Genomic DNA, 24377 nt, shown 5'->3' with positions numbered 1-24377 from the left:
TTACCTATCGATAACCTAGAGGGCGCTATCCCTCGATGGGTGAAGAAGCGGGTTCCTAAAAGCGACATTTCAGCGCATCTGACCTGGCCGGTCGTGCTTGGCTTGAAGGAGCCCAACGTCGTCGGCTGGTCGCGCGTCCGCGCGGCTCAGATCGTGGAGATGATGCGGCTCCTGCCCGTCATCTGCCTCATCAACGTCGCCAATGCCGCCACGCTGGCCGCGATCTTGTGGAGCGCCGTGCCGCATTGGCAGATCCTGGCGTGGCTTGCGGCGATTCTCTCAGTCATGGGATCGGTCGCCGGCATGGCCGAACGCATTCAGGCCAGGCTGCGACCTGGGGCGGCTCCTTCCGCGATTCGCCATGCCGGGCTTGCGACGGTCATCCTCGGCATCCTGTGGGCGATGCCGCCGACGCTCTTCTCCTCGGCGGGAACGCTGGACCAGCAACTGGCGATCTGCCTAGTATCCACAGGCATGATGGCCTGCGCCATATTGACCGCATCCACCCTGCCGATCGTGACCCTGATCTTCATCACCATCGTCGGTGCCGGAACCGCCGCGATGATGGTCAAGACGGGTTCGCAGCTGCTGACCGCGCTGCCGCTCATCTATGGCCTATGGCTCAATATCGGCGCCATATCGAGCGGCCATGCCTTTCTTCGCCGCAAGCAGGCGGAGCTCGAACTCGAAGAACGCAACGAGGTGATCAGCGTGCTCCTCAAGGAGTTCGAGCAGGCCGGCGCCGACTGGCTATGGGAGATAGACAGCGCCAAGCGCCTCGGCCAAGTGTCGCCCCGCCTGGCGCGGGCGGCCAATGCGGACGTCGGCGCCCTGGAGGGCATGTCGCTGGTGCGGCTGCTCGCCGGGGACCAGTGGGAAAATGGCAGGCAAGCCCGCGAACTGAACGAACTGCTCGACAAGCTCAACGCCCGCGAAGCGTTCAGCGACCTCGTCGTGCCGATGCAGATCGGCGGCGAGCAACGCTGGTGGCGTCTGTCCGCGGCGCCGCGCTACGACGAACGCGGCGCCTTCGCCGGTTTTCGCGGGGTCGGCTCGGACGTGACCGAGCAGCGCCGCTCAGACGACAAAATCTACCGGATGGCGCGCTACGACGCCCTCACCGGCCTGCCCAACCGCCTGCATCTCAACGAGACGCTGAGCCGCACCCTCGCCCGGGCGCTGGCCGACAGCCGCCGCTGCGCGCTGATGCTGATCGATCTGGATCGTTTCAAAGCCGTCAACGACACGCTGGGTCACCCGATCGGCGATCGCCTGCTCGTCCAGGTCGCAGCACGGCTGCGCTCGCTGCTCGGCGACCAGGATCTGTGCGGCCGTCTCGGCGGCGACGAATTCGCCGTGGTCGTGGGCGACATCCGCAGCTTCGATGCCCTCGACGCGCTCGGGACCAAGATCATCGACATCTTGTCCGCCCCCTATGAAGTCGGAGAGCATATCCTCCATATCGGCGCCAGCGTCGGCAGCGCCGTCGGCCCCAGGGACGGCCGCACCGTCGAAACGCTGATCCGCAACGCAGATCTCGCCCTCTATCGCGCCAAGGACGATGGCCGCGGCGTCCACCGGCGCTATGAGGAGAAGCTCCACGCGGAAGCGGAACGACGGCGCATGATCGAATTCGCGCTGCGCTCCGCGATCGACCTCGGTCAGTTCAGCCTCGCCTATCAGCCGATAGTCAACACCGACGACGGCAACATCCAGGGTTTCGAGGCGCTGCTGCGCTGGCACCATCCCGATCTGGGTAACATCACGCCCGACGTCTTCATCCCGATCGCCGAGGAGACCCGCCTGATCCATGCGATCGGCGAGTGGGTGCTACGCACCGCCTGCGCGGAAGCGGCCACCTGGCCCGCGCACATCCGCCTCGCGGTCAACCTTTCGGCCGAGCAGCTCAGCGATGCCCAGCTTCCCAACACCGTGCTTTCGGCCCTGTCGCATAGCGGCCTCGCACCCGACAGGCTGGAACTGGAAGTCACCGAAGGCGCCTTCCTGCGCCGTGGGGAGAGCAGCTTCCCGATCCTCGACAGCATTCAGCGGCTCGGCGTCCGCATCGCGCTGGAAGATTTCGGCACCGGCTATTCCGGCCTGGGCTATCTGAGCGGCGCGCGTTTCAGCACGATCAAGATCGATCGCAGCTTCGTGCATGGTGCGGCGACCAACTCACCGGAAAGCATGGCGATCATCCGCGCGGTCGTCGCCATGGCCGACAGCCTCGGCATGGCTACCACCGCCGAGGGAGCGGAAACAGCGGACGAATTCAACAGCATCCGCGCGCTCGGCTGCCGCCGCGTCCAGGGTTATCTCTCCGGTCGCCCAATGACCGCCGAGGAAGCGCGGATCCTGCTCGCGCGCGAGGATCGTTCCCGCAACGTCGCCTGATCGTCACGCGCCGCGGTCGAGGGCGACCGGCAACGTCAGCAGCGCGGCGAGACCGCCAAGCTCCCGGGATCGTCCGAGCGCCAGCCCTCCGCCGTAGAGTTCGGCCAGCTCCTGCGTGATGGTAAGGCCGAAGCCATAGCCGACGTCGCTTTCATCGAGCCGCACGCCGGATTGCCTGGCCCGCGCCACATCCGCATCCGACAGACCTGGCCCGTCATCCTCCACGGAAATCCGCACCATCGCACCATCTACCTGCGCCGTGAGACGGAGCCGCCCAGCCGCATGGCGCCAGCCATTGTCGAGCAGGTTGCCCAGCAGTTCCTCCAGATCCTGCCGCTCCACCGCGACCTGGCAGGCCGAATCGACCCGTTCGTCGAGCAGCACGCTACGGCCGGCATGGATATGTCGCAGCGCCTGTGCCAAATCCTCCGCTACCTCCGCCACCGCGGTGCTCGATCGTTGTCCGGCCGAGGGGGCGGCGGCACGCGCCCTGCGCAGATGATGGGCGATCCGCGCGTCGAGCTCGGCAACCAACGCACGGGTCTGTTCTGACACAGGCTCGCGCTGCAACCGCAATGCCAGCGTCGCCAGTGGCGTCTTGAGCCCGTGCGCTAGGTTGGCGACATGCCGCCGCGCATGCTCCAGGCCCGCCTGGTTCTGTGCGATCAGTGCGTTCACCTCCTCGGCGAGCGGCCGCAGCTCCTGCGGCTGATCGGCCGGAAGCTGCGCGGCCGAACCCGATCGCACCCGTGCCACCGCGTCGCGCAGCGCACGCACCGGCTTGAGGCCGAAACGGAGCTGGATCCAGCTTGCCGCGGCAAGCGCCATGCCGAGCAGCACAAGCGAGAGGAGTAGTGTTCCCTGTGCCTCGCGGAGAGGACGATCGACGAGATCGCGCGGCGCGCTCGCCACGATTTCGAGCACGCCGCCAGCCAGCGGACGCTCCAGCCGGCGCAGATGCACTGGCTGACCATCCGCCGTCCGCCCCTCGGCGGGCTGGATCGCATCCGCATCGCGCCAGGGACGATGCCCGGGCCGGATCGCCTCAACCGCGAGATCCGCCCCGCTCGTCCACTCGCCTGCGGGATCGCGCACGCGCCAGATCCATCCGCTTTGCGGCCGGTCGAAACCGGGCATCGTCACCAGCCTGGCCCGGTCGATCGTGCCGTCCGGCCGGACTGCCCGATCGATTACATGGATCTGAGCATCCAGGATCTGATCCAGCCCGCGCACGACGAAGCGCTCGAGGACATGGCCGATCGCGAACGTCGCAAAGGCGAGCGCCGCCAGGCTGGTGAGCGCTGCGACCAGGAACAGCCGCGCATGCAGCGACAGGCGGCCGCTCATGACGCCCCGGCAGCGGTAAGACGATAGCCGTGGCCACGGACCGTTTCGATCATCTCCGCGCCGATCTTGCGCCGCAGCCGGCCGACGATCACCTCCAGCGAGTTGGAATCGCCCTCGGCATCATATTCATAGACGCGCTCGAACAGCTCGGTGCGGCTCACCACCGCCTCCTTGCGCAGCATCAGCGCCGAGAGCACGCGCCACTCGAACGCGGTCAGCCGTAGCGGCAGGCCGTCCAGCTCGAACTGGCCGGTCTGCGCATCGAAGCTCAGCCGGCCGCAGAGGATTCGCGACGCGGCATGGCCGGCCGAGCGGCGGACCAGCGCACGCAGCCGCATCAGCACCTCCTCGATGCGAAACGGCTTGGTGAGATAATCGTCGGCGCCCGCCTTGAAGCCGGCGACCTTCTGGGACCATTCGTCGCGCGCGGTGAGGATCAGCACCGGCAGCGTCCGGCCGGCGGCACGCCAGCCCTGCAAGACGCTGACGCCATCCTGCCGCGGCAGGCCCAGGTCCAGTATCGCGGCATCATAAAGCTCCGTATCGCCGAGATGCGCGCCGTCTTCGCCATTGCTCGCGATATCGACGGCGCAATTTTCAGCGCGCAGCGCGTGGGCGATCTCGGCCGCCAGGGGCGCATCATCCTCCACCAGCAATATGCGCACGCTCGGGCCTCCTGCGATTGCGGTTACCGCCATAACCCAAACCGAAACTGAACGGCACGGTTCAGCCTGGGACGGGTGCGGGGCGCTACCCCACTCCTCGAAAGGAGAGCATCATGGCTCAGTTTTCTCAATTTGGTTCCTTCCGTCCCCGCCTCGCGGTGGGGGCGCTCGCCTTGCTCGCGATCGGCGGTGGCCTCGGCGCCGCCGTGACCCATGCCGTGCAGCCGGTGGCCGTCATGGCACCGCCCAATCCGGTCCGCATCGCCACCCTCGCCGCCGCCAGCCGTCCCTGGTTCGGCGATCCGGTGGTCACCGTGCGCGGCCGCGTCGCCGAAAGCTATGGTAACAGCGTGATCGTCAGCGACGGCTCGGGTCGCGTCCTCGTCGACGCCAGCCCACATGCGGTCGCCGATGGCGCCCTGCCGGTCAATCAGACGGTGAGCGTGCAGGGTCGCTACGCGGACGGCATCATCCACGCCCAATATCTCGTCAGCCCGGATGGTCGCATTGCCGCGGTCGGCCCGCACGGCGGGCGCCATGGTGCGGGAGGCCCTCATCGTGGCTGGGACGATGGTCACGGCGATGTCCCCCCACCCCCACCCGGCGCCGCGCCGGCCGATATGCCCCCTCCAGCACCCGCGCAGCCCTGATCCGGGCGTCGGCTGCCACATATCTTGGTATGGGAGCGGCCGTTCCGCATTGAGATCGCAGGCCACGGGCCTATCCTTGCCGAAACGAGCGGAGTTGCGCGATGGCCGACAAGGATCTCGACGGAGTGAAGCCCTATGAGGGGCCGGCGGGCGGCTGGGGCGCTTTGCGCGCCGTGGCGCTCGCCGTCCGCGGGCAGATGGGCGCGAGCACCGAAACACGTGCCCTCCTGCAGATGAACCAGCCGGACGGCTTCGATTGTCCCGGCTGCGCCTGGCCGGACCCGCGGCACACGTCTTCCTTCGAATTTTGCGAAAATGGCGCCAAGGCGGTCACCTGGGAAGCGACGGCCAAGCGCGTCGATCCCGCCTTCTTCGCGGAGCATAGCGTAACCGAGCTCTGGAGCTGGTCGGACTATGCGCTGGAAGATGCCGGCCGCCTCACTCAGCCGCTGCGCTACGACGCCGCAAGCGATCATTTCGTGGCGATCGGCTGGGACGAGGCCTTCGCCCGCATCGGCGGCGCCATGCAGGCCATGACCGATCCCAACCAGATGGAATTCTATACGTCGGGCCGCGCCTCCAACGAGGCAGCCTTTCTCTATCAGCTGCTCGCCCGCGAATATGGCACCAACAATTTCCCCGATTGCTCGAACATGTGCCACGAGGCGACAAGCGTCGGCCTGCCCAAATCGATCGGTGTCGGCAAAGGCACGGTGACGCTCGAGGATTTCGATCATGCCGACGCGGTCTTCTGCATCGGCCACAATCCCGGCACCAACCATCCGCGTATGCTCGGCACGTTGCGGGAGGTTTCGCGTCGCGGCGCTTCGATCGTCGTCGCCAATCCGATGCGCGAACGCGGGCTGGAGCGCTTCCAGGACCCGCAGGCGCCGGTCGAGATGGTGACGCTCGGCGCTACGCCGATCGCCTCCACCTATCATCTCGTGAAGGTCGGTGGCGATGCCGCCATGCTGAAGGGCATGATGAAGGCGCTGTTCGCCGCGGATGCCGCCGATCTCGCGGCCGGTGGCGACGGTCTGCTCGATCGTGCTTTCATCGCCAAGCATACGGTGGGACTCGAAGCGCTGCAGGCCGATATTGCCGCCATCGGGTGGGCCGAGATCGAGCAGCGTTCCGGCCTCTCGCGGGCTGCGGTCGAGCACATGGCACGGATCTACTGGTCGGCGGAGCGGGTGATCATCTGCTACGGCATGGGCATCACCCAGCATCGCCATGGCACCGAGAACGTCCAGCAGATCGCAAACCTGCTCCTGCTACGCGGCAATTTCGGCAAGCCCGGCGCCGGCATCTGCCCGCTGCGTGGCCACAGCAACGTACAGGGCGACCGCACCGTCGGCATCACCGAAATCCCTGCCGAACCCTTCCTGGCCAGGCTCGACGCGACCTTCGGCATCGCCTCGCCGCGCGCGCATGGCCACAATGCGGTCGAGGCGGTGGCGGCGATGCGCGATGGCAGCGCAAAGGGCTTCATCGGCCTCGGTGGCAATCTCGCCGTCGCGATGAGCGATCCCGAGGCCAGCTTCACCGCATTCCGCAATCTGGATCTCAACGTCCAGATCTGTACCAAGCTCAACCGCACCTGCCTGCTCACCGCGCGAGAAAGCATAGTCCTGCCTTGCCTCGGCCGTACCGAGCAGGACGTCCAGGCCGGCGGCGTACAGGCCGTGACGGTCGAGGATTCGATGTCGATGGTCCATGCCTCGCGCGGCCGGCTGAAACCCGCCTCCGACGACCTGCGCTCCGAACCCGCGATCATCGCCGGCATAGGCAGGGCGGCGCTTCCCCGCACGGTCGTCGATTGGGACTGGCTGGTCGCCGACTATGACCGGATCCGCGACAAGATCGAGGCGGTCTTCCCCGACTTCTTCGATTTCAATGCCCGCATCCGCCAGCCCGGCGGCTTCCGCCTGCGCGTCGGCGCATCCTCGCGGGAATGGGATACTGCGGACGGCAAGGCCCATTTCCTAGTCTTTCCAAGCATGGACGAAGACGAAGGCCGGGACGACGGGCCGCTCACGCTGACAACCATTCGCAGCCACGATCAGTATAATACCACCATTTACGGCCTCGACGATCGCTACCGCGGCATCAGCGGACGACGCGATGTGATCTTCGTCAATGCCGAGGATCTTGCCGCGCTCGGGCTCGAGCATGGCGACAGGGTCGACGTGATCGGTCCTTCCGGCCGCACTCTGGCCCGGCAGACCGCCGTCGCCCATCCGATCGCGCGCGGTTCGGTCGCAGCCTATTATCCGGAAGCCAACTGCCTGATCGCGCTCGACGATTATGATCGGCGGAGCGGCACTCCCTCCTACAAGTCGCTGCCGGTCTCGCTGCGCGCCGCCTGATCGCGGCTCCGCGAGCTTTGAGCACGAAAACGGAAAATGCGAAAAGGGCGGCCCCTCGCGGAGCCGCCCTTCCCTGTCTCGATAAGATGTGCGGCTCGCGCCGCGCGTCTTACTTGAGCTCGACGGTCGCGCCGGCTTCCTCGAGCTGCTTCTTGATCTTCTCGGCCTCGTCCTTGTTGACGCCTTCCTTGACGGCCTTCGGAGCGGACTCGACGAGAGTCTTGGCTTCGGTCAGGCCCAGGCCGGTGATCGCGCGGACTTCCTTGATCACGTTGATCTTCTTGCCACCGTCGCCGGTGAGGATCACGTCGAACTCGGTCTTCTCTTCGGCGGCCGGAGCAGCGGCGCCGCCGCCGGCACCCGGAGCCGCAACCGCAACGGCGGCAGCGGCGGAAACGCCCCACTTCTCTTCGAGAAGCTTCGAGAGCTCGGCGGCCTCGAGGACGGTCAGTTCGGAAAGCTGGTCAACCAGCGCGTTCAGGTCTGCCATTTTCGTATCTCCATGTCGGGGCGAAGCGCCCCGTGAGGTTCAGTTCACATCGATGTCCAAGCCAGAGGCTCAGGCGGCTTCCTTGTCCTTGTCGGCATACGCCGCGAAAACGCGGGCGAGCTGCGCGGCCGGTGCCTGGGTGATGGATGCGAGCTTCTGCGCCGGGGCCTGGATCAGGCCGATCAGCTTGGCACGCAGTTCATCCAGCGACGGCAGCGTTGCGAGCGCCTTCACGCCTTCGACGTCGAGAGCCGTCGCGCCCATCGCCCCGCCCACGATTTCGAACTTGTCGTTCGTCTTCGCGAATTCGACCGCCACTTTCGCGGCGGCGACCGGGTCGACAGAGGTGGCAAGGCCGACCGGACCCGTGAGCATTTCGCCCAGCGAGAGATAGTCGGTGCCATCGAGCGCGATCTTGGCAAGCTTGTTCTTCGAGACCTTGTAGCTCGCGCCGACTTCACGCATCTTGTTCCGGAGCTGGGTCGACTGTGCGACGGTCAGCCCGTGGTTGCGGGTGACGACCACCACGCCGACCTCGGAAAAGGTACGGTTCAGTTCGGCGACGGCTTCGGCCTTTTGAGCACGATCCATGCCATTCTCCACGTTCGGGCTCCGTCGGCATGCGCCTTCGGAGCCGGTCCAATTTCGGAGATGCGGGAACCCGCATCTCCGGGGTTCCGTCGAGTGGGCAATGGCTGCCTGGCCGGCACATCGTGACGGCAGTCCGAACACGCGCAGGGCGCGTTTCCGGTGAATTCCATTCCCCGTCTAGGCAGGAGATTAAGAGAGGCGGATACCCCTCACCTGCTGTCTCGGACGGCCGGCGCCCCTAAGGGCTCCGTCGAATCCCGAAGAATTCGAAGGCGCGCCGGTACACGCTTTGCACCAGGCTGTCACGCTGAAATTCGATGCAATCGGATGGCAATCAGTCTGGACGCTGATTTTGCTTCCGGACGGCCACAAAAGAAAACGGCCCCCTCCGCATGGCGAAGGGGGCCGCTTGCTCTCGCTTGCAGCGTCGGATCAGGCCGCGCCGATCTCGGCGGTGTCGACCTTGATGCCAGCGCCCATCGTCGAGCTGACCGCGATCTTCTTCAGATACTTGCCCTTGGCGCCCGACGGCTTCGCCTTGACGATCGCGTCCACGAACGCGTCGAAGTTGGCGCGCAGGTCCTCGGCGGGGAAGCTCGCCTTGCCGATGCCGGAATGGATGATGCCGGCCTTCTCGACGCGGAACTCCACCTGACCGCCCTTGGCCGCCTTCACGGCTTCGCCGACGTTCATCGTCACCGTGCCCAGCTTCGGGTTCGGCATCAGGCCCTTCGGACCGAGAATCTTGCCGAGACGGCCGACGAGGCCCATCATGTCCGGGGTGGCGATGCAGCGATCGAAGTCGATCTTGCCGCCCTGCACGATCTCGAGCAGGTCTTCCGCACCGACCACGTCGGCGCCGGCGGCGGTCGCCTCTTCGGCCTTCGCGCCGCGCGCGAACACGCCGACGCGCACGGTCTTGCCGGTGCCCTTGGGCAGGGTGACGACGCCACGGACCATCTGGTCGGCGTGACGCGGATCGACGCCGAGGTTCAGCGCCACTTCGATCGTTTCGTCGAACTTCGAGGTCGCATTGGTCTTGGCCAGCGCGATCGCCTCATCGACGCCGTACAGCTTCTCGCGGTTCACGGCGGCGGCCAGCACCTTGGCCTTCTTGCTCAGCTTCGTCATTGGCTCAGCCCTCCACCACTTCGAGGCCCATCGCGCGGGCCGAGCCTTCGATGATCTTCGTCGCCGCGTCGATGTCGTTGGCGTTGAGATCCTTCATCTTCGCATTCGCGATCTCGGCGAGCTGCGAACGCTTGATCTTGCCCGCGCTGACCTTGCCAGGCTCCTTCGAACCCGACTTGAGGCCCATCGCCTTCTTGATGAGGAAGGTCGCCGGCGGAGTCTTCGTCACGAAGGAGAAGCTGCGATCCGCATAGACGGTGATGATCGTCGGCAGCGGGGTGCCGACTTCCTGGTCGCCGGTCTGCGCGTTGAACGCCTTGCAGAATTCCATGATGTTGACGCCGCGCTGACCGAGCGCGGGGCCGATCGGCGGGCTGGGGTTGGCCTTTCCGGCCGGCACCTGCAGCTTGATATAGCCGGTAATCTTCTTTGCCATGTTTCACTCTCTTTCAAGTTTAGCGGTCCTTGCGGCAGGCCGAAGCCTGCCTCCCGCGCCATCCCGGCTCGCACCGGAATTCCTGCCGCCCTATCCCCCGTTACCATCGGGAGTGGGCGTCCGATCACTTCATCCGTTCGACCTGCTCGAAATCGAGCTCGACCGGCGTTGCCCGCCCGAAGATCGACACCGAAACCTTGACCCGCGAACGATCGAAGTCGAGTTCCTCGACGACGCCGTTGAAGCTGGCGAACGGGCCGTCCAGCACCTTGACCTGATCGCCGATCTCGAAATCGACCTTGACCTTGGTCTTGGGCGCCGCAGCCGCGGCTTCAGCCTTGGTGTTCAGGATCCGCGCCGCCTCGGCTTCGCTGATCGGCTGCGGCTTGCCGGAAGATCCAAGGAAGCCCGTCACCTTCGGCGTGTTCTTCACGAGATGGTAGACGTCGTCGTTCATCTCGAGCTTGGCCAGGACATAGCCCGGGAAAAACTTGCGGTCGGAAGTAACCTTCTTGCCGCGGCGGATTTCCGTCACCTTCTCGGTCGGCACCTCTACGGCATCGACCAGGCGCTCGAGCCCGAGACGCGTGGCTTCGGCCATGATCGCGTCACGCACCTTGTTCTCGAAACCCGAATAGGCGTGAATGATGTACCAGCGCGACATGCGACCTCTCGACTTAAGCCGCCAGCGACAGCAGGAACTTCACGATCCGGCCGAACGCGGCGTCGATACCGAAGAAGAAGATGCCGAGCAGCGCCGCCATGATCACGACCATGATCGCGGTCATCACCGTTTCCCTGCGCGTAGGCCAGACGACCTTCTTGGTCTCCGCCCGCACCTGATTGACGAACTCGCCCGGTGAAACCCTCGCCACGTAGCTTCCTTCGACTTCAACAAACAACAGCTACGAGGCCATGGGCCGCCTTCCGGCTTTCAGCCGGGCAGCCCGCTGACCTCGCCCTGACCCCTGTTCCAGGCCGCTCCGCTCACTCAGAAGTGGCAGGAGTGGAGGGACTCGAACCCCCGGCCCTCGGTTTTGGAGACCGATGCTCTACCAACTGAGCTACACTCCTCCGGAACCGGGAGCGCGGTCAATAGCGGCGCCGAAATGCGAAGGCAAGAGGCGCTTGGCGGCTTGATGAACGCGACAGGCGCTTTATTGCTGGCGAGGCATCTGGGCCTGTCGCCGGGTGGTTGCGCAAATCATGACCTCATCACGTGCTCGCGCCCGCCACCTGTGAGGCGAGGAAGATTTCAACCTGCCTCCAAGCCAGCGGGCGGCGCGACCGGCAACCGGTCGCGCCGCCCGCCTGTCCATGTCACTGCTGCGGCTGTTCCGAGGCCGTCTTGGCCGCATCGCCTACCTTGCTCGCGGCCGAGCTCACACTGTCTGCGGCGCCGGCGATCGCGGCATCGCGCTTCATCTGGCTGCCCTGCTGGGTCATCAGGAAATAACCGCCGACGAGTATCGCGAAAAGCAGGACGATCGCGATCAGGATGGTGCCGCCACTGCCCTTGCGCTCGATGATCGTCGTGCCGCCCGGCTGGGTCTCGGTCGTCTTATAGTCTGCCATGGTCCGTCTCCTCCTCTAACCCCCGTGCAGGCAAAACCCGATGGGGTGGCAGGAGGTTCCGGTTCGAGGCTCCGATCGGAAACGCACGGATGCAAGTGCGTCCGAACGGCCTCGGCCCCTACGCGAGCTTGCGCTGGCCGACCATGGCGAAGACGCCGCCCTGCGGGTCGCTGCCCACGAAGATCCAGGCACCCCCCGGCACTTCATGAGGGCCCATGGAGATCGTTGCCCCCGCATCCTCGGCCCGCTTCAATGCGGCGTCGATATCGTCCGTACCGATATAATAGAGCCAATGCGGCCGGGGCGCTTGATTGTCGGCAAATATTGCCCCGATGGTATTCCCATCGACCGCGATGAGCTGGTAGATACCCATATCGCCCATATCCAGGCCCTGATCCTTGGTCCAGCCGAACAGGCCGGCATAGAAGGAGAAGGCGCCTTCCCGATCGCTGGTGTGCAACTCGTGCCAGGTAATCGAGCCCGGCGTATATTGCGCCGGCAGCGGCGGCATGTCGCTCGAGCTACCCTTGAACAGCACGAAGGCCGCGCCCTGCGGATCCGCCACGACCGCGAATCGCCCGACACCGGGGATATCCTCGGCAGCACGATGCACCGAGCCGCCCGCCTCCCTCACCTTCCCGACATAGGCATCGACATCGTCGACCGCGACATAACCAAGCCAGAAAGGCCGCGGAACGTCCATCGACATGATCCCGCCGAGCGGATTCGCACCTGCCGACAGAATCGAATAGCGGCGATCGGCCATGCCGGAATCGGTGATCGCCCATCCGGCCACCTTTTCGTAGAAGGCGCTGGCGGCATCGTGATCGGTGGTCACCAGTTCGTACCAGCAGAAGGGGTCGGCAGCTTCAGTCACGTCTCTCTCCTCGCCGGTGATCGTTTCTGTCGCCATCATGCCACTTCCTTGTGACAGCAGGATGCTGCGGGCGCATCGCGATACTCATCGTGGCGGCGCACGAAATCCATGGTGTGGCCCTCGTTGCGCCCTTTGGGTGCGCGATCGAGGATCATCAGCGTGCCGATGAGTTCCTCCGGCCCGCGGGCATAGCTGGAATAGGTGTGGAATATCTCCCCGGTGTCCGGATCGCGATAAAAGGCGCTGAGCCCGGGAAGCTCGTCATTCGCATTTTCGGCGGGCGTTTCGGCGAAATTGTAGAAGACGGTGCCTGACGCCAGTTCCTCGCGGGTGAAGGACACGTGATAGTCCCGGTTGAAGTCACTGCCGTGCGACGAGACCCAGGGGAAATGCCAGCCCATTCGATCCTTGTAGGTCTGGATCTTCGCCAGCGGCGCGCGCGAGACCGCGACCAGCGTCACGTCATGATGGTTGAGATGCGGCAACGTGCCGTCCAGATGATCGGCGAGGAAGGAGCAGCCGGGACATCCCGCCTCCCAGTCCGGCCCGAGCATGAAATGATAGACGATGAGCTGAGTGCGTCCGGCGAACAGATAGCCCAGCGATTTCGTCCCTTCCGGCGTATCGAAACGATATTCCTTATCCAGCTTGACCCACGGCAAGGCGAGACGCTCCGCATTGACGGCGTCGCGCAGGTGAGTCTCCTCCTTCTCCCGCGCCAGCAGGGCACGACGCGCCTTGAGCCATTCTTCACGGGATACGACGGCGTGATCGGGCATTCCAACCTCCTCTCGACTCGGCGAGTAGCGGCTTGTATCGCCTTGACATTTAGGTTGATATCAACATAATTAGGCCGTGTCAAAGCCGGTCCCTTTCGCCACCACCATTCATGTTCGCGACCATTGCCTGTGCCTGCATGTCCAGCGGGCCGCGCGCACGCTGGCGCGCAGGTTCGACGAGGCGCTGAAGCCGGTCGGCCTCACCAACCAGCAATTCTCGCTGCTGATGGCATTGAACCGCCCCGCCCCGCCGCCGATGGGTCCCGTCGCAGACCTGCTCGGCATGGACCGGACGTCGCTGACCGCCGCGCTGAAGCCGCTCGAACGCCGAAGCCTGGTCGAAATCGTTTCCAGCCCGGCCGACCGGCGTGCGCGCCTGCTCCGGCTGACGGGCGCGGGCGAGGCGTTGCTGGCCGCGGCCATGCCGATCTGGACAGCTACCCATGCGGACATCGAAGCCGCCCTGCCGGGCGTCGATCCCGACCGGCTGCGCGCGGATCTGGTCGCGCTTGCCTGACAGCCGGCGGCTTCGAGCCCCGCCCGAAGAGACCCTTGGTCTAAGCCACCCCGCTGCGCGCCAGCAGCGCGTCCCGCGCCTCCGTCGCCCGGCGGGCCAGCTCCTCTTCGTCCACCAGCGTGCTGCGGCCGTTGCGCAGGACGATCCGTCCGTCGACGACGACGTCGCGGACGGTGCGGCCGTCCGTGCCCCATATCAGATTCAGCGCCGGATCGCCGGCCGGACGCCATGCGGCGGCCGAGCCATCGTGGACGACCAGATCGGCGCGCTTGCCGATCTCGATCGAGCCGATGCGGTCGGCCATGCCGATCGCTTCCGCGCCACGGATGGTGACGAGATCGAGGCCCGTTGCCGCGGTGATGGCTTGCGTGTCCATCGTCATGTCCCGCGCCAAGCCGACCGCCAGGGCAGCGGCGCGATGCATGTCCGGCAGATCGCCCGCGTTGACGGCATCGCAGCCGAGCGCCACCCGCCCGCCACGCGCGATGAGCGCCGCATGGCGCCCCGCCCCGGTCACGCCTTGCCCCAGCCGCAAATAGGCCCAGGGACAATAAGCGACCGCGGAGCGGCTTTCGAGCAGCAGATCGACTTCTTGTTCGTCCATCCACACGGCATGGGCGAGCAGCAGGTGCGGGCCGAGAATGCCGAGACGGGCCAGATGCGCCATCGGGCGCAGTCCGTCGCGGGCCAGATAGGCGGCCACATCGGCTTCGGTGGGCGACATGTGGAAAGTCAGCCCGGTGCCATGGGCAAGTGCGAGATCGGACGCGCCGGCGAGAAGATCGTCCGACACCAGCTCATGTCCAACGAGCGTGACCCATCCTTCGATCAGCCCGCCTTTCGGAAAGGCCCGAAGAAGCTCCTCCTGCAGGCGCAGCGCCTCGCCGGCGCTCGCAGAAAAGGGCAGGCCCGGCGTGTCCCAGCCCCAGCGACCGATCGTGCCGCGGATGCCGGCGCGCGACAGGCCCGCCGCGACCCGATCCGGGTGGGCGACGGTGCCCGCCTCCACCACCGTCGTTGTGCCGTAGCGCAGGCTCTCGACTGCGGTGAGCAGCGCGGACAGCTCGTCATCCTCCGGCGTGAGCGCGCCATGCAAAGGCGTCGCGCAGCCGAAGATGGCCTCGTGCGATCCGATCGAGTCTGGAATGAGGCTGCGCACCAGCGGATCGGCGGTACAATGCTGGTGGGCGTTGACCAGCCCTGGCATGACGATACAGCCCGACGCGTCCAGCCGCGCAGCATCCGGGTAGAGCCGCCGGAGGGTCGCGCTCGGCGCGATGGCGCAGATCGCCCCCTCCCGGATCGCCACGCCATGATCCGGCAGCACCCGCCGTTCCGCATCCTGGGTGATCAGCCTGCCCCCGAGAAGGAGCAGATCGGGTTCAAGCCTTGCCTCTTCGCTCATGCCGTGCAAGATCGGCCATCGCCGGGCGGCGATCTTGCATCGTAACGCCCAAGCTGTTTGCCGGGAACGCAACGGCGCGAAAGAAACCCCTTTTCAATTTCGTCAAGGGCCTTATATAGCCCCCATCCAGAAATTTCGGCCTCATCTCCGTACCTCTAACGGGCGAGGCCGCTCCGTCCCCTCCGGGACAGCGATCGCGTTGCGCACGATCCGCTACGAATGGGAGGGAAACGGAGTCAACAGGACGCTGCAGTGCGGTTCCGATAGCCCGGACCCGCACTTTTTTGCGTGGCCGTGAGGCTGCGCGGACGGCTGGATTCCGCTGGGACGCGGAAATTTTTTGAACGGACGCGAGGACAGAATATGGCGACGCAGGCGGTTCCGGCCCCCATCGGTGGAGCGAAGAAGCGCATCCGCAAGATCTTCGGCAACATCCACGAAGTGGTGCAGATGCCGAATTTGATCGAGGTTCAGCGCGAGAGCTATGAGCAGTTCCTGCGGTCCGACCCCTCCACCGGCTATGTGTCCGGCCTGGAGAAGACGCTGCGTTCGGTCTTCCCCATCCGCGATTTCGCCGGCACCGCCGAGCTCGACTTCGTGCATTACGAGTTGGAGGAGCCGAAGTATGACGTCGACGAGTGCCGCCAGCGGGGCATGACCTTCGCGGCGCCGATGCGCGTCACGCTGCGCCTGATCGTGTTCGAGGTCGACGCCGACACCGAGACCCGCTCCGTGCTCGATATCAAGGAGCAGGACGTGTACATGGGCGACATGCCGCTGATGACGGAGAACGGCACGTTCATCGTCAACGGCACCGAGCGCGTGATCGTCAGCCAGATGCACCGCTCGCCGGGCGTGCTGTTCGACCATGACCGCGGCAAGACGCATGCTTCCGGCAAATATCTCTTCGCCGCGCGCGTGATCCCCTATCGCGGCTCCTGGCTCGACTTCGAGTTCGATGCCAAGGACATCGTCAACGTCCGTATCGACCGCAAGCGCAAGCTGCCGGTGACGACGCTGCTCTATGCCCTCGGCCTCAACGGCGAGGAGATCCTGAACCACTTCTACAAGACGCAGACCTATGTCCGCGGCGAGGGCGGCTGGAAGGTCCCCTATCTGCCGGAGAATTGGCGCGGCCAGAAGCCGAGCTTCGACGTCGTCAACGGCGCGACCGGCGAGGTCGTCTTTCCGGCCGGCCAGAAGATCAGCCCGCGTGCCGCCAACAAGGCCGGCAAGGACGGCCTCGAGACGCTGCTGATCCCGACCGAGGAGATCTTCGGCCGCTATTCCGCATTCGACCTGATCGATGAATCGACCGGCCGCATCTACATCGAGGCGGGCGACGAGGTGTCGCCTGAGAATCTGGAAGCGCTCGACAAGGCCGGCTTCGACCATATCGAGCTTCTCGACATCGACCATGTCTCGACCGGTCCGTGGATCCGCAACACGCTGAAGGCCGACAAGGTCGAGGAGCGCGATCATGCGCTCTCCGAGATCTACCGCGTCATGCGCCCTGGCGAGCCGCCGACGAAGGAGACCGCCGAGGCCCTGTTCGCCGGCCTGTTCTTCGATCCGGAGCGCTACGATCTGTCGGCCGTCGGCCGCGTGAAGCTCAACATGCGCCTCGACCTCGATGCCGAGGACACCGTCACGACGCTGCGCACCGAGGACATCCTCTCGGTTGTCAAGACGCTCGTCGACCTCAAGGACGGCAAGGGCGAGATCGACGACATCGACAATCTTGGCAACCGCCGCGTCCGCTCGGTGGGCGAGCTGCTCGAGAACCAGTATCGCGTCGGCCTGCTCCGCATGGAGCGCGCCGTGAAGGAGCGGATGAGCTCGGTCGACGTGTCGACCGTCATGCCGAACGACCTGATCAACGCAAAGCCGGCGGTCGCCGCGGTGCGCGAGTTCTTCGGATCCTCGCAGCTCTCGCAGTTCATGGACCAGACCAACCCGCTCTCCGAAGTGACGCACAAGCGCCGCGTTTCGGCGCTCGGGCCGGGCGGCCTCACCCGTGAGCGCGCGGGCTTCGAGGTCCGCGACGTCCATCCGACCCATTATGGCCGCATCTGCCCGATCGAAACGCCGGAAGGCCCGAACATCGGGCTGATCAACTCGCTCGCGAGCTTCAGCCGGGTAAACAAATACGGCTTCATCGAGACGCCGTACCGCCGCGTGATCGACAGCAAGGTCACCGGCGAGGTGGTCTATCTGTCGGCCATGGAAGAGGCCAAGCACACCATCGCGCAGGCGAACGCCGATCTCGATGGCGAAGGCCACTTCACCGAGGATCTCGTCTCGGCCCGCGAAGCCGGCGAATTCCTGATGGCGCCGAAGGACCACATCACGCTGATGGACGTGAGTCCCAAGCAGCTCGTATCGGTCGCGGCCTCGCTCATTCCGTTCCTGGAGAATGACGACGCCAACCGCGCGCTGATGGGCTCGAACATGCAGCGCCAGGCCGTGCCGCTGGTCCGCGCCGAGGCGCCGTTCGTCGGCACCGGCATGGAAGAGACTGTGGCGCGCGATTCGGGCGCCGCGATCGCGGCGCGCCGCTCCGGCATCGTCGACCAGGTGGATGCGACCCGCATCGTCATCCGCGCGTCGGGCGACGTCATCGCCGGCCAATCGGGCGTCGACATCTACACGCTGATGAAGTTCCAGCGCTCGAACCAGAACACCTGCATCAACCAGCGTCCGCTGGTGAAGGTGGGTGACGTGGTGCAGGCCGGCGACATCATCGCCGATGGCCCGTCGACCGAGTTCGGCGAGCTGGCGCTGGGCCGCAACGTGCTCGTCGCGTTCATGCCCTGGAACGGCTACAACTATGAAGACTCGATCCTGATCTCCGAGCGGATCGTGAAGGACGACGTCTTCACCTCGATCCACATCGAGGAGTTCGAGGTCATGGCCCGCGACACCAAGCTCGGGCCGGAGGACATCACCCGCGACATCCCGAACGTCGGCGAGGAAGCGCTGCGCAACCTCGACGAGGCGGGCATCGTCTATATCGGTGCCGAGGTCGAGCCGGGCGACATCCTGGTCGGCAAGATCACGCCGAAGGGCGAGAGCCCGATGACGCCGGAGGAAAAGCTCCTCCGCGCCATCTTCGGCGAGAAGGCCAGCGACGTGCGCGACACCTCGCTGCGTCTGCCGCCGGGCGTGGCCGGCACCGTCGTCGAGGTGCGCGTGTTCAACCGTCACGGCATCGACAAGGACGAGCGCGCGATGGCAATCGAGCGCGAGGAGATCGATCGCCTGACCAAGGACCGCGAGGACGAGCGCGGCATCCTCAACCGTGCCACCTATGCGCGGCTCAAGGAGATGTTGCTCGGCCAGGTCGCGACTGCGGTGCCGAAGGGCGCCAAGAAGGGCGCGACGATCGACGAGGTTGCGCTCGACGAGGTCGAGAAGCGCGAATGGTGGAAGTTCGCCGTTCAGGACGACAAGCGCCAGGCCGATCTGGAAGCCGTGAAGGCGCAGTATGACGAGGCGGTCAACCTCATCGTCAAGAAGTTCGAGGATCGCGTCGAGAAGCTGCAGCGCGGCGACGAGTTGCCCCCGGGCGTGCTCAAGATGGTCAAGGTCTTCGTGGCGGTGAAGCGCAAGCTGCAGCCGGGCGACAAGATGGCCGGCCGTCACGGCAACAAGGGCGTGATCAGCCGCATCCTGCCGAACGAGGACATGCCGTTCCTCGCCGACGGGACCCCGGTCGACATCGTGCTCAATCCCTTGGGCGTGCCGTCGCGCATGAACGTCGGCCAGATCTTCGAGACCCATCTCGGCTGGGCCGCGCGCGGCCTGGGCAAGCAGGTAACCGAAGCGCTGGAAGCGTGGCGCGAGGCCAATCCCAACGCCGAGGGCGGCAGCGCGCCGAGCTCGGTCGTTGACCGGCTGAAGCATGTCTATGGCGAGCAATATCACGGCCAGATCGAGGCACTGAGTTCCGATCAGGTCGTCGAAATGGCGGGCCTGCTCAAGAACGGCGTGCCGATGGCCACTCCGGTGTTCGACGGTGCCCGCGAAGCGGACGTCGCCGAGATGCTGCGCCGTGCGGGCCTCGACGAAAGCGGCCAGGTGGAATTGTTCGACGGACGCACCGGCGATCAGTTCGACCGCAAGGTGACTGTCGGCTACATCTACATGCTGAAGCTGCACCACCTTGTGGACGACAAGATCCACGCGCGTTCGATCGGGCCGTACAGCCTCGTCACCCAGCAGCCGCTCGGCGGCAAGGCCCAGTTCGGCGGCCAGCGCTTCGGTGAGATGGAGGTCTGGGCGCTCCAGGCCTATGGCGCCGCCTACACGCTGCAGGAGATGCTGACGGTGAAGTCCGACGACGTCGTCGGCCGCACCAAGGTCTATGAAGCGATCGTCAAGGGAGACGACACCTTCGAGGCCGGCATTCCGGAGAGCTTCAACGTGCTCGTCAAGGAAATGCGCAGCCTCGGCCTCAACGTCGAGCTCAAGGCGCTGGAAGACGACGGGCTGGCGGAAGCCGCGGAGTAAGCAAGCAACCCTCCCCCTCCCTGCCGGGGCCCCACGAAAGTACTACTTTCGTGGGAACTTCAAGGGAGGGGGTCGGGGGGTGGGTCCGGCCGGCCTGATCGAGATGATCGAACGGCCCCACCCACTCCCTCCCAGCCCTGGCGGGCTGGGCCCCTCCCTCTCCCTTTGCAGGGAGAGGGGTTCGAGGAGCAGAACATGAACGAACTGACCAATTTCGCCAATCCGATCGCGAAGCCCGAGACCTTCGACCAGATCCAGATCGGCATCGCCAGCCCCGAGCGCATCCGCTCCTGGTCGTTCGGCGAGATCAAGAAGCCGGAAACGATCAATTATCGCACGTTCAAGCCCGAGCGTGACGGCCTGTTCTGCGCGCGCATCTTCGGTCCGATCAAGGATTACGAGTGCCTGTGCGGCAAGTATAAGCGCATGAAGTACAAGGGCATCGTGTGCGAGAAGTGCGGCGTGGAGGTGACCGTCTCCAAGGTCCGCCGCGAGCGCATGGGCCATATCGAGCTCGCCGCCCCTGTCGCGCACATCTGGTTCCTGAAGTCGCTGCCGTCGCGCATCGGCCTGCTGCTCGACATGCAGCTCAAGCAGCTCGAGCGCGTGCTGTACTTCGAAGCCTATATCGTCATCGAGCCCGGCCTCACCCCGCTGGAGAAGTATCAGCTCCTCACCGAGGACGAGCTGCTCACGGCGCAGGACGAATATGGTGAAGATGCCTTCACCGCCGGCATCGGCGCCGAGGCCGTCCGCAAGATGCTCGAAAATCTCGACCTCGAAGGCGAGAAGGAAGAGCTGCTCAAGGAACTGGCCGAAACCAAATCCGAGCTGAAGCCGAAGAAGATCATCAAGCGGCTCAAGGTCGTCGAGAGCTTCCTCGAATCCGGCAACCGTCCGGAGTGGATGATCCTCGAGGTGGTGCCGGTCATTCCGCCGGATCTGCGTCCGCTGGTGCCGCTGGACGGCGGCCGCTTCGCGACGTCGGATCTCAACGACCTGTATCGCCGCGTGATCAACCGCAACAACCGCCTGAAACGGCTGATGGAGCTGCGCGCGCCGGACATCATCGTGCGCAACGAAAAGCGCATGCTACAGGAGTCGGTCGACGCGCTGTTCGACAATGGCCGCCGCGGCCGCACGATCACGGGCGCCAACAAGCGTCCGCTGAAGTCGCTGTCCGACATGCTCAAGGGCAAGCAGGGCCGCTTCCGCCAGAATCTGCTCGGCAAGCGCGTCGACTATTCGGGCCGCTCGGTGATCGTGACCGGTCCGGAGCTCAAGCTGCACCAGTGCGGCCTGCCGAAGAAGATGGCGCTCGAGCTGTTCAAGCCGTTCATCTACGCTCGCCTCGACGCCAAGGGTCTCTCCATGACCCTGAAGCAGGCCAAGAAGTGGGTTGAGAAGGAGCGCAAGGAAGTCTGGGACATCCTCGACGAGGTGATCCGCGAGCATCCCGTGCTGCTGAACCGCGCGCCGACGCTCCACCGCCTGGGCATCCAGGCATTCGAGCCGGTGCTGATCGAAGGCAAGGCGATCCAGCTCCACCCGCTGGTCTGCTCGGCCTTCAACGCCGACTTCGACGGCGACCAGATGGCCGTGCACGTTCCGCTGAGCCTCGAGGCGCAGCTGGAAGCGCGCGTGCTGATGATGTCGACCAACAACATCCTCAGCCCCGCGAACGGCAAGCCGATCATCGTTCCGTCGCAGGACATGGTGCTCGGCCTCTACTATCTCTCGATGGAGAAGCAGGGCGAGCCCGGCGAGGGCATGGTGATCTCCGACATGACCGAAGTGCACCAGGCGCTCGCGGCCAAGGCGGTGACCCTGCACTCGAAGATCACCTCGCGCGTCCCGCAGACCGACGAGAATGGCAACCAGTATATGAAGCGCGTCGAGACGACGCCGGGCCGCATGCTGCTCGGCGAGACGCTGCCGAAATCGCACAAGGTGCCGTTCGAGACGATCAACCGCCTGCTGACCAAGAAGGAGATCGGCGACGTCATCGACACCGTCTATCGCCACACCGGCCAGAAGGAGACGGTGCTGTTCGCCGACGCGATCATGGCGCTCGGTTTCCGGCACGCCTTCCAGGCGGGCATCTCCTTCGGCAAGGACGACATGGTCATCCCGGCCGCCAAGGAGGAGCTGGTCGACGAGACGCGTCTGCTCGTGAAGGACTATGAGCAGCAGTATCAGGACGGCCTGATCACCCAGCAGGAAAAGTACAACAAGGTGATCGACGCCTGGTCGCGTTGCGGCGACCGCGTGGCTGCCGAGATGATGAAGGAGATCTCGACCGTCAAGAAGCAGGATGACGGCCGCGAGAAGCCGATCAACGCAATCTACATGATGGCGCATTCCGGTGCCCGCGGTAGCGCCGCGCAGATCAAGCAGCTCGCCGGCATGCGCGGCCTGATGGCCAAGCCGTCGGGCGAGATCATCGAGACGCCGATCATCTCGAACTTCAAGGAAGGTCTGACCGTCCTCGAATATTTCAACTCCACCCACGGCGCCCGCAAGGGTCTCGCGGACACGGCGTTGAAGACCGCGAACTCGGGCTACCTCACCCGCCGTCTGGTCGACGTGTCTCAGGATTGCGTCGTCGTCGAGCTGGATTGCGGCACCGATCGGGCGCTGGAGATGAAGGCCATCGTGCAGGGCGGTTCGACGATCGCGAGCCTCGGCGAGCGCATTCTCGGCCGTACCACCGCCGAAGACATCATCGATTCGAAGACCAACGAAGCGATCGTCACAGAAGGCACGCTGCTCGACGAGGCCGCCATCGCGCGGATCGAAGCGATCGGCGTCCAGTCGGTGAAGATCCGCAGCCCGCTGATCTGCGAATCGAAGGGTGGCGTCTGCGCGGCCTGCTACGGACGTGACCTCGCCCGCGGTACGCCGGTGAACATCGGCGAAGCGGTCGGCGTCATCGCGGCGCAGTCGATCGGCGAACCCGGCACCCAGCTCACCATGCGGACCTTCCACATCGGCGGCGCGGCGCAGCTCAACGAGCAGTCGAACCTCGAGGCGGTGGCCGACGGCAAGCTGGAATATCGGGAGCTGCGCACGATCGTCGATCCGCGCGGCCGCCGTGTGCTGCTCTCGCGTTCGGGCGAGTTGGCGATCGTCGACCTCGACGGCCGCGAACGCGCGGTACATCGCCTGCCCTATGGCGCGCACCTGCTGTTCGACGACGGTCATATCGTCTCGAAGGGCGACCGCATTGCCGAGTGGGATCCGTTCACCATGCCGGTGATCACGGAAACCGGCGGAACGGTGAAGTATCAGGATCTCGTCGAGAACCAGACGCTGGCCGAGCAGACGGACGAAGCCACCGGCATCGCCCAGAAGGTGGTGACCGAATATCGCGCCGGTTCGCGCAAGGAGGATCTGCGTCCGCGGATCACCCTGCTCGACGCCACTTCGGGCGAGGCCGCACGCTACATGCTGGCGCCCGGCACGACGCTCTCGGTCGAGGACGGTCAGGTGGTTCAGGCCGGCGAGGTGCTCGCCCGCGTCAGCCGCGAAGCCGCCAAGACGCGCGACATCACCGGCGGTCTGCCGCGGGTTGCCGAGCTGTTCGAGGCGCGCAAGCCGAAGGAGAATGCGATCATCGCCAAGGTCTCCGGCCGGGTCGAATTCGGCAAGGACTATAAGGCCAAGCGCAAGATCCTCATTCGCCCCGAGGACGGTTCGGATCCGATCGAGTATCTGATCCCGAAGTCCAAGGTGATCGACGTGCAGGAAGGCGACTATGTCAAGCGCGGCGACAACCTGATCGGCGGCAGCCCGGATCCGCACGACATTCTCGAGGTGCTCGGCATCGAGCCGCTCGCGGAATATCTCGTGTCGGAAATCCAGGAGGTGTACCGACTGCAGGGCGTGAAGATCAACGACAAGCACATCGAGACGATCGTCCGTCAGATGCTGCAGAAGGTCGAGATCACCGTCGCGGGCGACAGCACTTTCCTACCGGGCGAGCAGGTTGATCGCGAGGAGATGGACGAGGCCAACGTCAAGCTGATCGAAGAAGGTCGCCAGCCCGCCGAAGGCAAGCCCATCCTGCTCGGCATCACCAAGGCCTCTCTGCAGACGCGCAGCTTCATCTCGGCCGCCTCCTTCCAGGAGACGACCCGGGTGCTGACCGAGGCCTCGGTGCAGGGCAAGGTCGATACGCTGAACGGCCTCAAGGAGAATGTCATCGTCGGCCGGCTCATCCCGGCGGGCACGGGCGCGGGTATGAACCGCCTGCGCGTGACGGCCTCGAGCCGGGACGCCGCACTGCGCGCCCAGCAGAAGGCGCTCACCGCCGCACTGATCGCGCCGGCCAGCGCCGCCGAGGAGCATGCGGCCGAACTCGCACGCTCGCCGCGCGATGCCGGCGGCATCGGCGACGATCCGCTGGCGACGGTGGTCACCAGCGGCCACGGCACCGACGAGGATGCGGGCGACTATCTGAACGACTGATCCGTAGACGACCGATGACATGAGAGACGCCGCCGTTCCCCTGGGACGGCGGCGTTTTTCGTAAGACTTTCCCTATCTGCGGGAAAAGGTCGGACGAGGGTCTGCTTCTCGCTTCTTCGTTCGCACGGTCACACCGCAACGAACGAAAGCAAACCCCTCACCCTACCCT

The 24377-nt window shown here is 65.4% G+C and carries 18 protein-coding genes and 1 tRNA gene; 6 read left to right on the top strand and 13 right to left on the bottom strand.

The window, feature by feature from the left end:
* Positions 1 to 39 precede the first annotated feature (39 nt).
* The gene (locus tag GQY20_RS09935; protein ID WP_232475981.1) at positions 40 to 2394 is read left to right on the top strand and encodes a putative bifunctional diguanylate cyclase/phosphodiesterase; all 2355 of its coding nucleotides are present in this window, start codon (positions 40 to 42) and stop codon (positions 2392 to 2394) included.
* 3 nt (positions 2395 to 2397) lie between these two features.
* On the opposite strand, the gene GQY20_RS09930 is transcribed toward GQY20_RS09935, so the two are convergent.
* Both GQY20_RS09930 and GQY20_RS09925 read right to left on the bottom strand, forming a co-directional pair.
* Positions 2398 to 3741 (bottom strand): sensor histidine kinase, encoded by a 1344-nt coding sequence (locus GQY20_RS09930; RefSeq protein ID WP_157216934.1) that lies wholly within the window; start codon positions 3739 to 3741, stop codon positions 2398 to 2400.
* Entirely contained in the window at positions 3738 to 4406 is a 669-nt protein-coding gene (locus GQY20_RS09925) for a response regulator (RefSeq protein WP_157216933.1), read from the bottom strand. The genes GQY20_RS09930 and GQY20_RS09925 overlap by 4 nt, the downstream gene beginning before the upstream one ends.
* 113 nt (positions 4407 to 4519) lie before the next feature.
* Between GQY20_RS09925 and GQY20_RS09920 the strand changes: the two genes are divergently transcribed.
* Both GQY20_RS09920 and GQY20_RS09915 read left to right on the top strand, forming a co-directional pair.
* A complete protein-coding gene (locus GQY20_RS09920) occupies positions 4520 to 5056 on the top strand; it encodes a hypothetical protein (RefSeq protein WP_157216932.1) in 537 nt (178 codons plus the stop codon).
* 101 nt (positions 5057 to 5157) lie between these two features.
* A complete protein-coding gene (locus tag GQY20_RS09915; RefSeq protein ID WP_157216931.1) occupies positions 5158 to 7425 on the top strand; it encodes an FdhF/YdeP family oxidoreductase in 2268 nt (755 codons plus the stop codon).
* Between the two features lie 109 nt (positions 7426 to 7534).
* Here the strand turns inward: GQY20_RS09915 and rplL are convergent, their stop codons facing one another.
* The 10 genes from rplL to GQY20_RS09865 all read right to left on the bottom strand — a co-directional run bounded on the left by rplL (position 7535) and on the right by GQY20_RS09865 (position 13304).
* Complete coding sequence (gene rplL, locus GQY20_RS09910; protein ID WP_157216930.1) at positions 7535 to 7915, bottom strand: 50S ribosomal protein L7/L12; 381 nt, start codon at positions 7913 to 7915, stop codon at positions 7535 to 7537.
* A gap of 69 nt (positions 7916 to 7984) precedes the next feature.
* A complete protein-coding gene (gene rplJ / locus GQY20_RS09905; RefSeq protein WP_157216929.1) occupies positions 7985 to 8506 on the bottom strand; it encodes a 50S ribosomal protein L10 in 522 nt (173 codons plus the stop codon).
* Positions 8507 to 8938: 432 nt separating this feature from the next.
* Positions 8939 to 9637, bottom strand: coding sequence for a 50S ribosomal protein L1 (rplA, locus tag GQY20_RS09900; RefSeq protein WP_157216928.1), 699 nt, complete (start codon positions 9635 to 9637; stop codon positions 8939 to 8941).
* 4 nt (positions 9638 to 9641) lie between these two features.
* Positions 9642 to 10073, bottom strand: coding sequence for a 50S ribosomal protein L11 (rplK, locus tag GQY20_RS09895; RefSeq protein WP_157216927.1), 432 nt, complete (start codon positions 10071 to 10073; stop codon positions 9642 to 9644).
* A gap of 124 nt (positions 10074 to 10197) precedes the next feature.
* On the bottom strand, positions 10198 to 10737 hold the full coding sequence (gene nusG, locus GQY20_RS09890; RefSeq protein ID WP_157216926.1) for a transcription termination/antitermination protein NusG: 540 nt from the start codon (positions 10735 to 10737) through the stop codon (positions 10198 to 10200).
* A gap of 13 nt (positions 10738 to 10750) precedes the next feature.
* Entirely contained in the window at positions 10751 to 10948 is a 198-nt protein-coding gene (gene secE / locus GQY20_RS09885; protein ID WP_157216925.1) for a preprotein translocase subunit SecE, read from the bottom strand.
* 123 nt (positions 10949 to 11071) lie between these two features.
* A tRNA-Trp gene (locus GQY20_RS09880) sits at positions 11072 to 11147 on the bottom strand.
* Positions 11148 to 11393: 246 nt separating this feature from the next.
* Positions 11394 to 11648, bottom strand: a complete 255-nt coding sequence (locus GQY20_RS09875; protein WP_157216924.1) for a hypothetical protein — start codon at positions 11646 to 11648, stop codon at positions 11394 to 11396.
* 118 nt (positions 11649 to 11766) lie between these two features.
* Entirely contained in the window at positions 11767 to 12525 is a 759-nt protein-coding gene (locus GQY20_RS09870; RefSeq protein ID WP_232475980.1) for a VOC family protein, read from the bottom strand.
* A 35-nt stretch (positions 12526 to 12560) separates the two neighbouring features.
* On the bottom strand, positions 12561 to 13304 hold the full coding sequence (locus GQY20_RS09865; protein WP_157216923.1) for a DUF899 domain-containing protein: 744 nt from the start codon (positions 13302 to 13304) through the stop codon (positions 12561 to 12563).
* 76 nt (positions 13305 to 13380) lie between these two features.
* On the opposite strand from GQY20_RS09865, the gene GQY20_RS09860 reads away from it, so the two are divergent.
* Positions 13381 to 13821, top strand: coding sequence for a MarR family winged helix-turn-helix transcriptional regulator (locus tag GQY20_RS09860; RefSeq protein ID WP_157216922.1), 441 nt, complete (start codon positions 13381 to 13383; stop codon positions 13819 to 13821).
* 40 nt (positions 13822 to 13861) lie between these two features.
* On the opposite strand, the gene GQY20_RS09855 is transcribed toward GQY20_RS09860, so the two are convergent.
* Positions 13862 to 15226 carry an amidohydrolase family protein gene (locus GQY20_RS09855; protein ID WP_157216921.1) on the bottom strand — a complete coding sequence of 455 codons (1365 nt, stop codon included), beginning with the start codon at positions 15224 to 15226 and terminating at the stop codon, positions 13862 to 13864.
* A gap of 363 nt (positions 15227 to 15589) precedes the next feature.
* Between GQY20_RS09855 and rpoB the strand changes: the two genes are divergently transcribed.
* Together rpoB and rpoC are read left to right on the top strand one after the other, a co-directional pair.
* Positions 15590 to 19738 carry a DNA-directed RNA polymerase subunit beta gene (gene rpoB / locus GQY20_RS09850; protein WP_157216920.1) on the top strand — a complete coding sequence of 1383 codons (4149 nt, stop codon included), beginning with the start codon at positions 15590 to 15592 and terminating at the stop codon, positions 19736 to 19738.
* Between the two features lie 195 nt (positions 19739 to 19933).
* Positions 19934 to 24208 (top strand): DNA-directed RNA polymerase subunit beta', encoded by a 4275-nt coding sequence (gene rpoC / locus GQY20_RS09845; protein ID WP_157216919.1) that lies wholly within the window; start codon positions 19934 to 19936, stop codon positions 24206 to 24208.
* Positions 24209 to 24377: the final 169 nt, after the last annotated feature.

This window comes from Flavisphingomonas formosensis (assembly GCF_009755815.1).
GTDB classification, from domain to species: Bacteria; Pseudomonadota; Alphaproteobacteria; order Sphingomonadales; family Sphingomonadaceae; genus Flavisphingomonas; species Flavisphingomonas formosensis.
The sequence above is the reverse complement of the archived record's forward strand: the minus strand, read 5'-3'. Positions and strand labels throughout refer to the sequence as shown.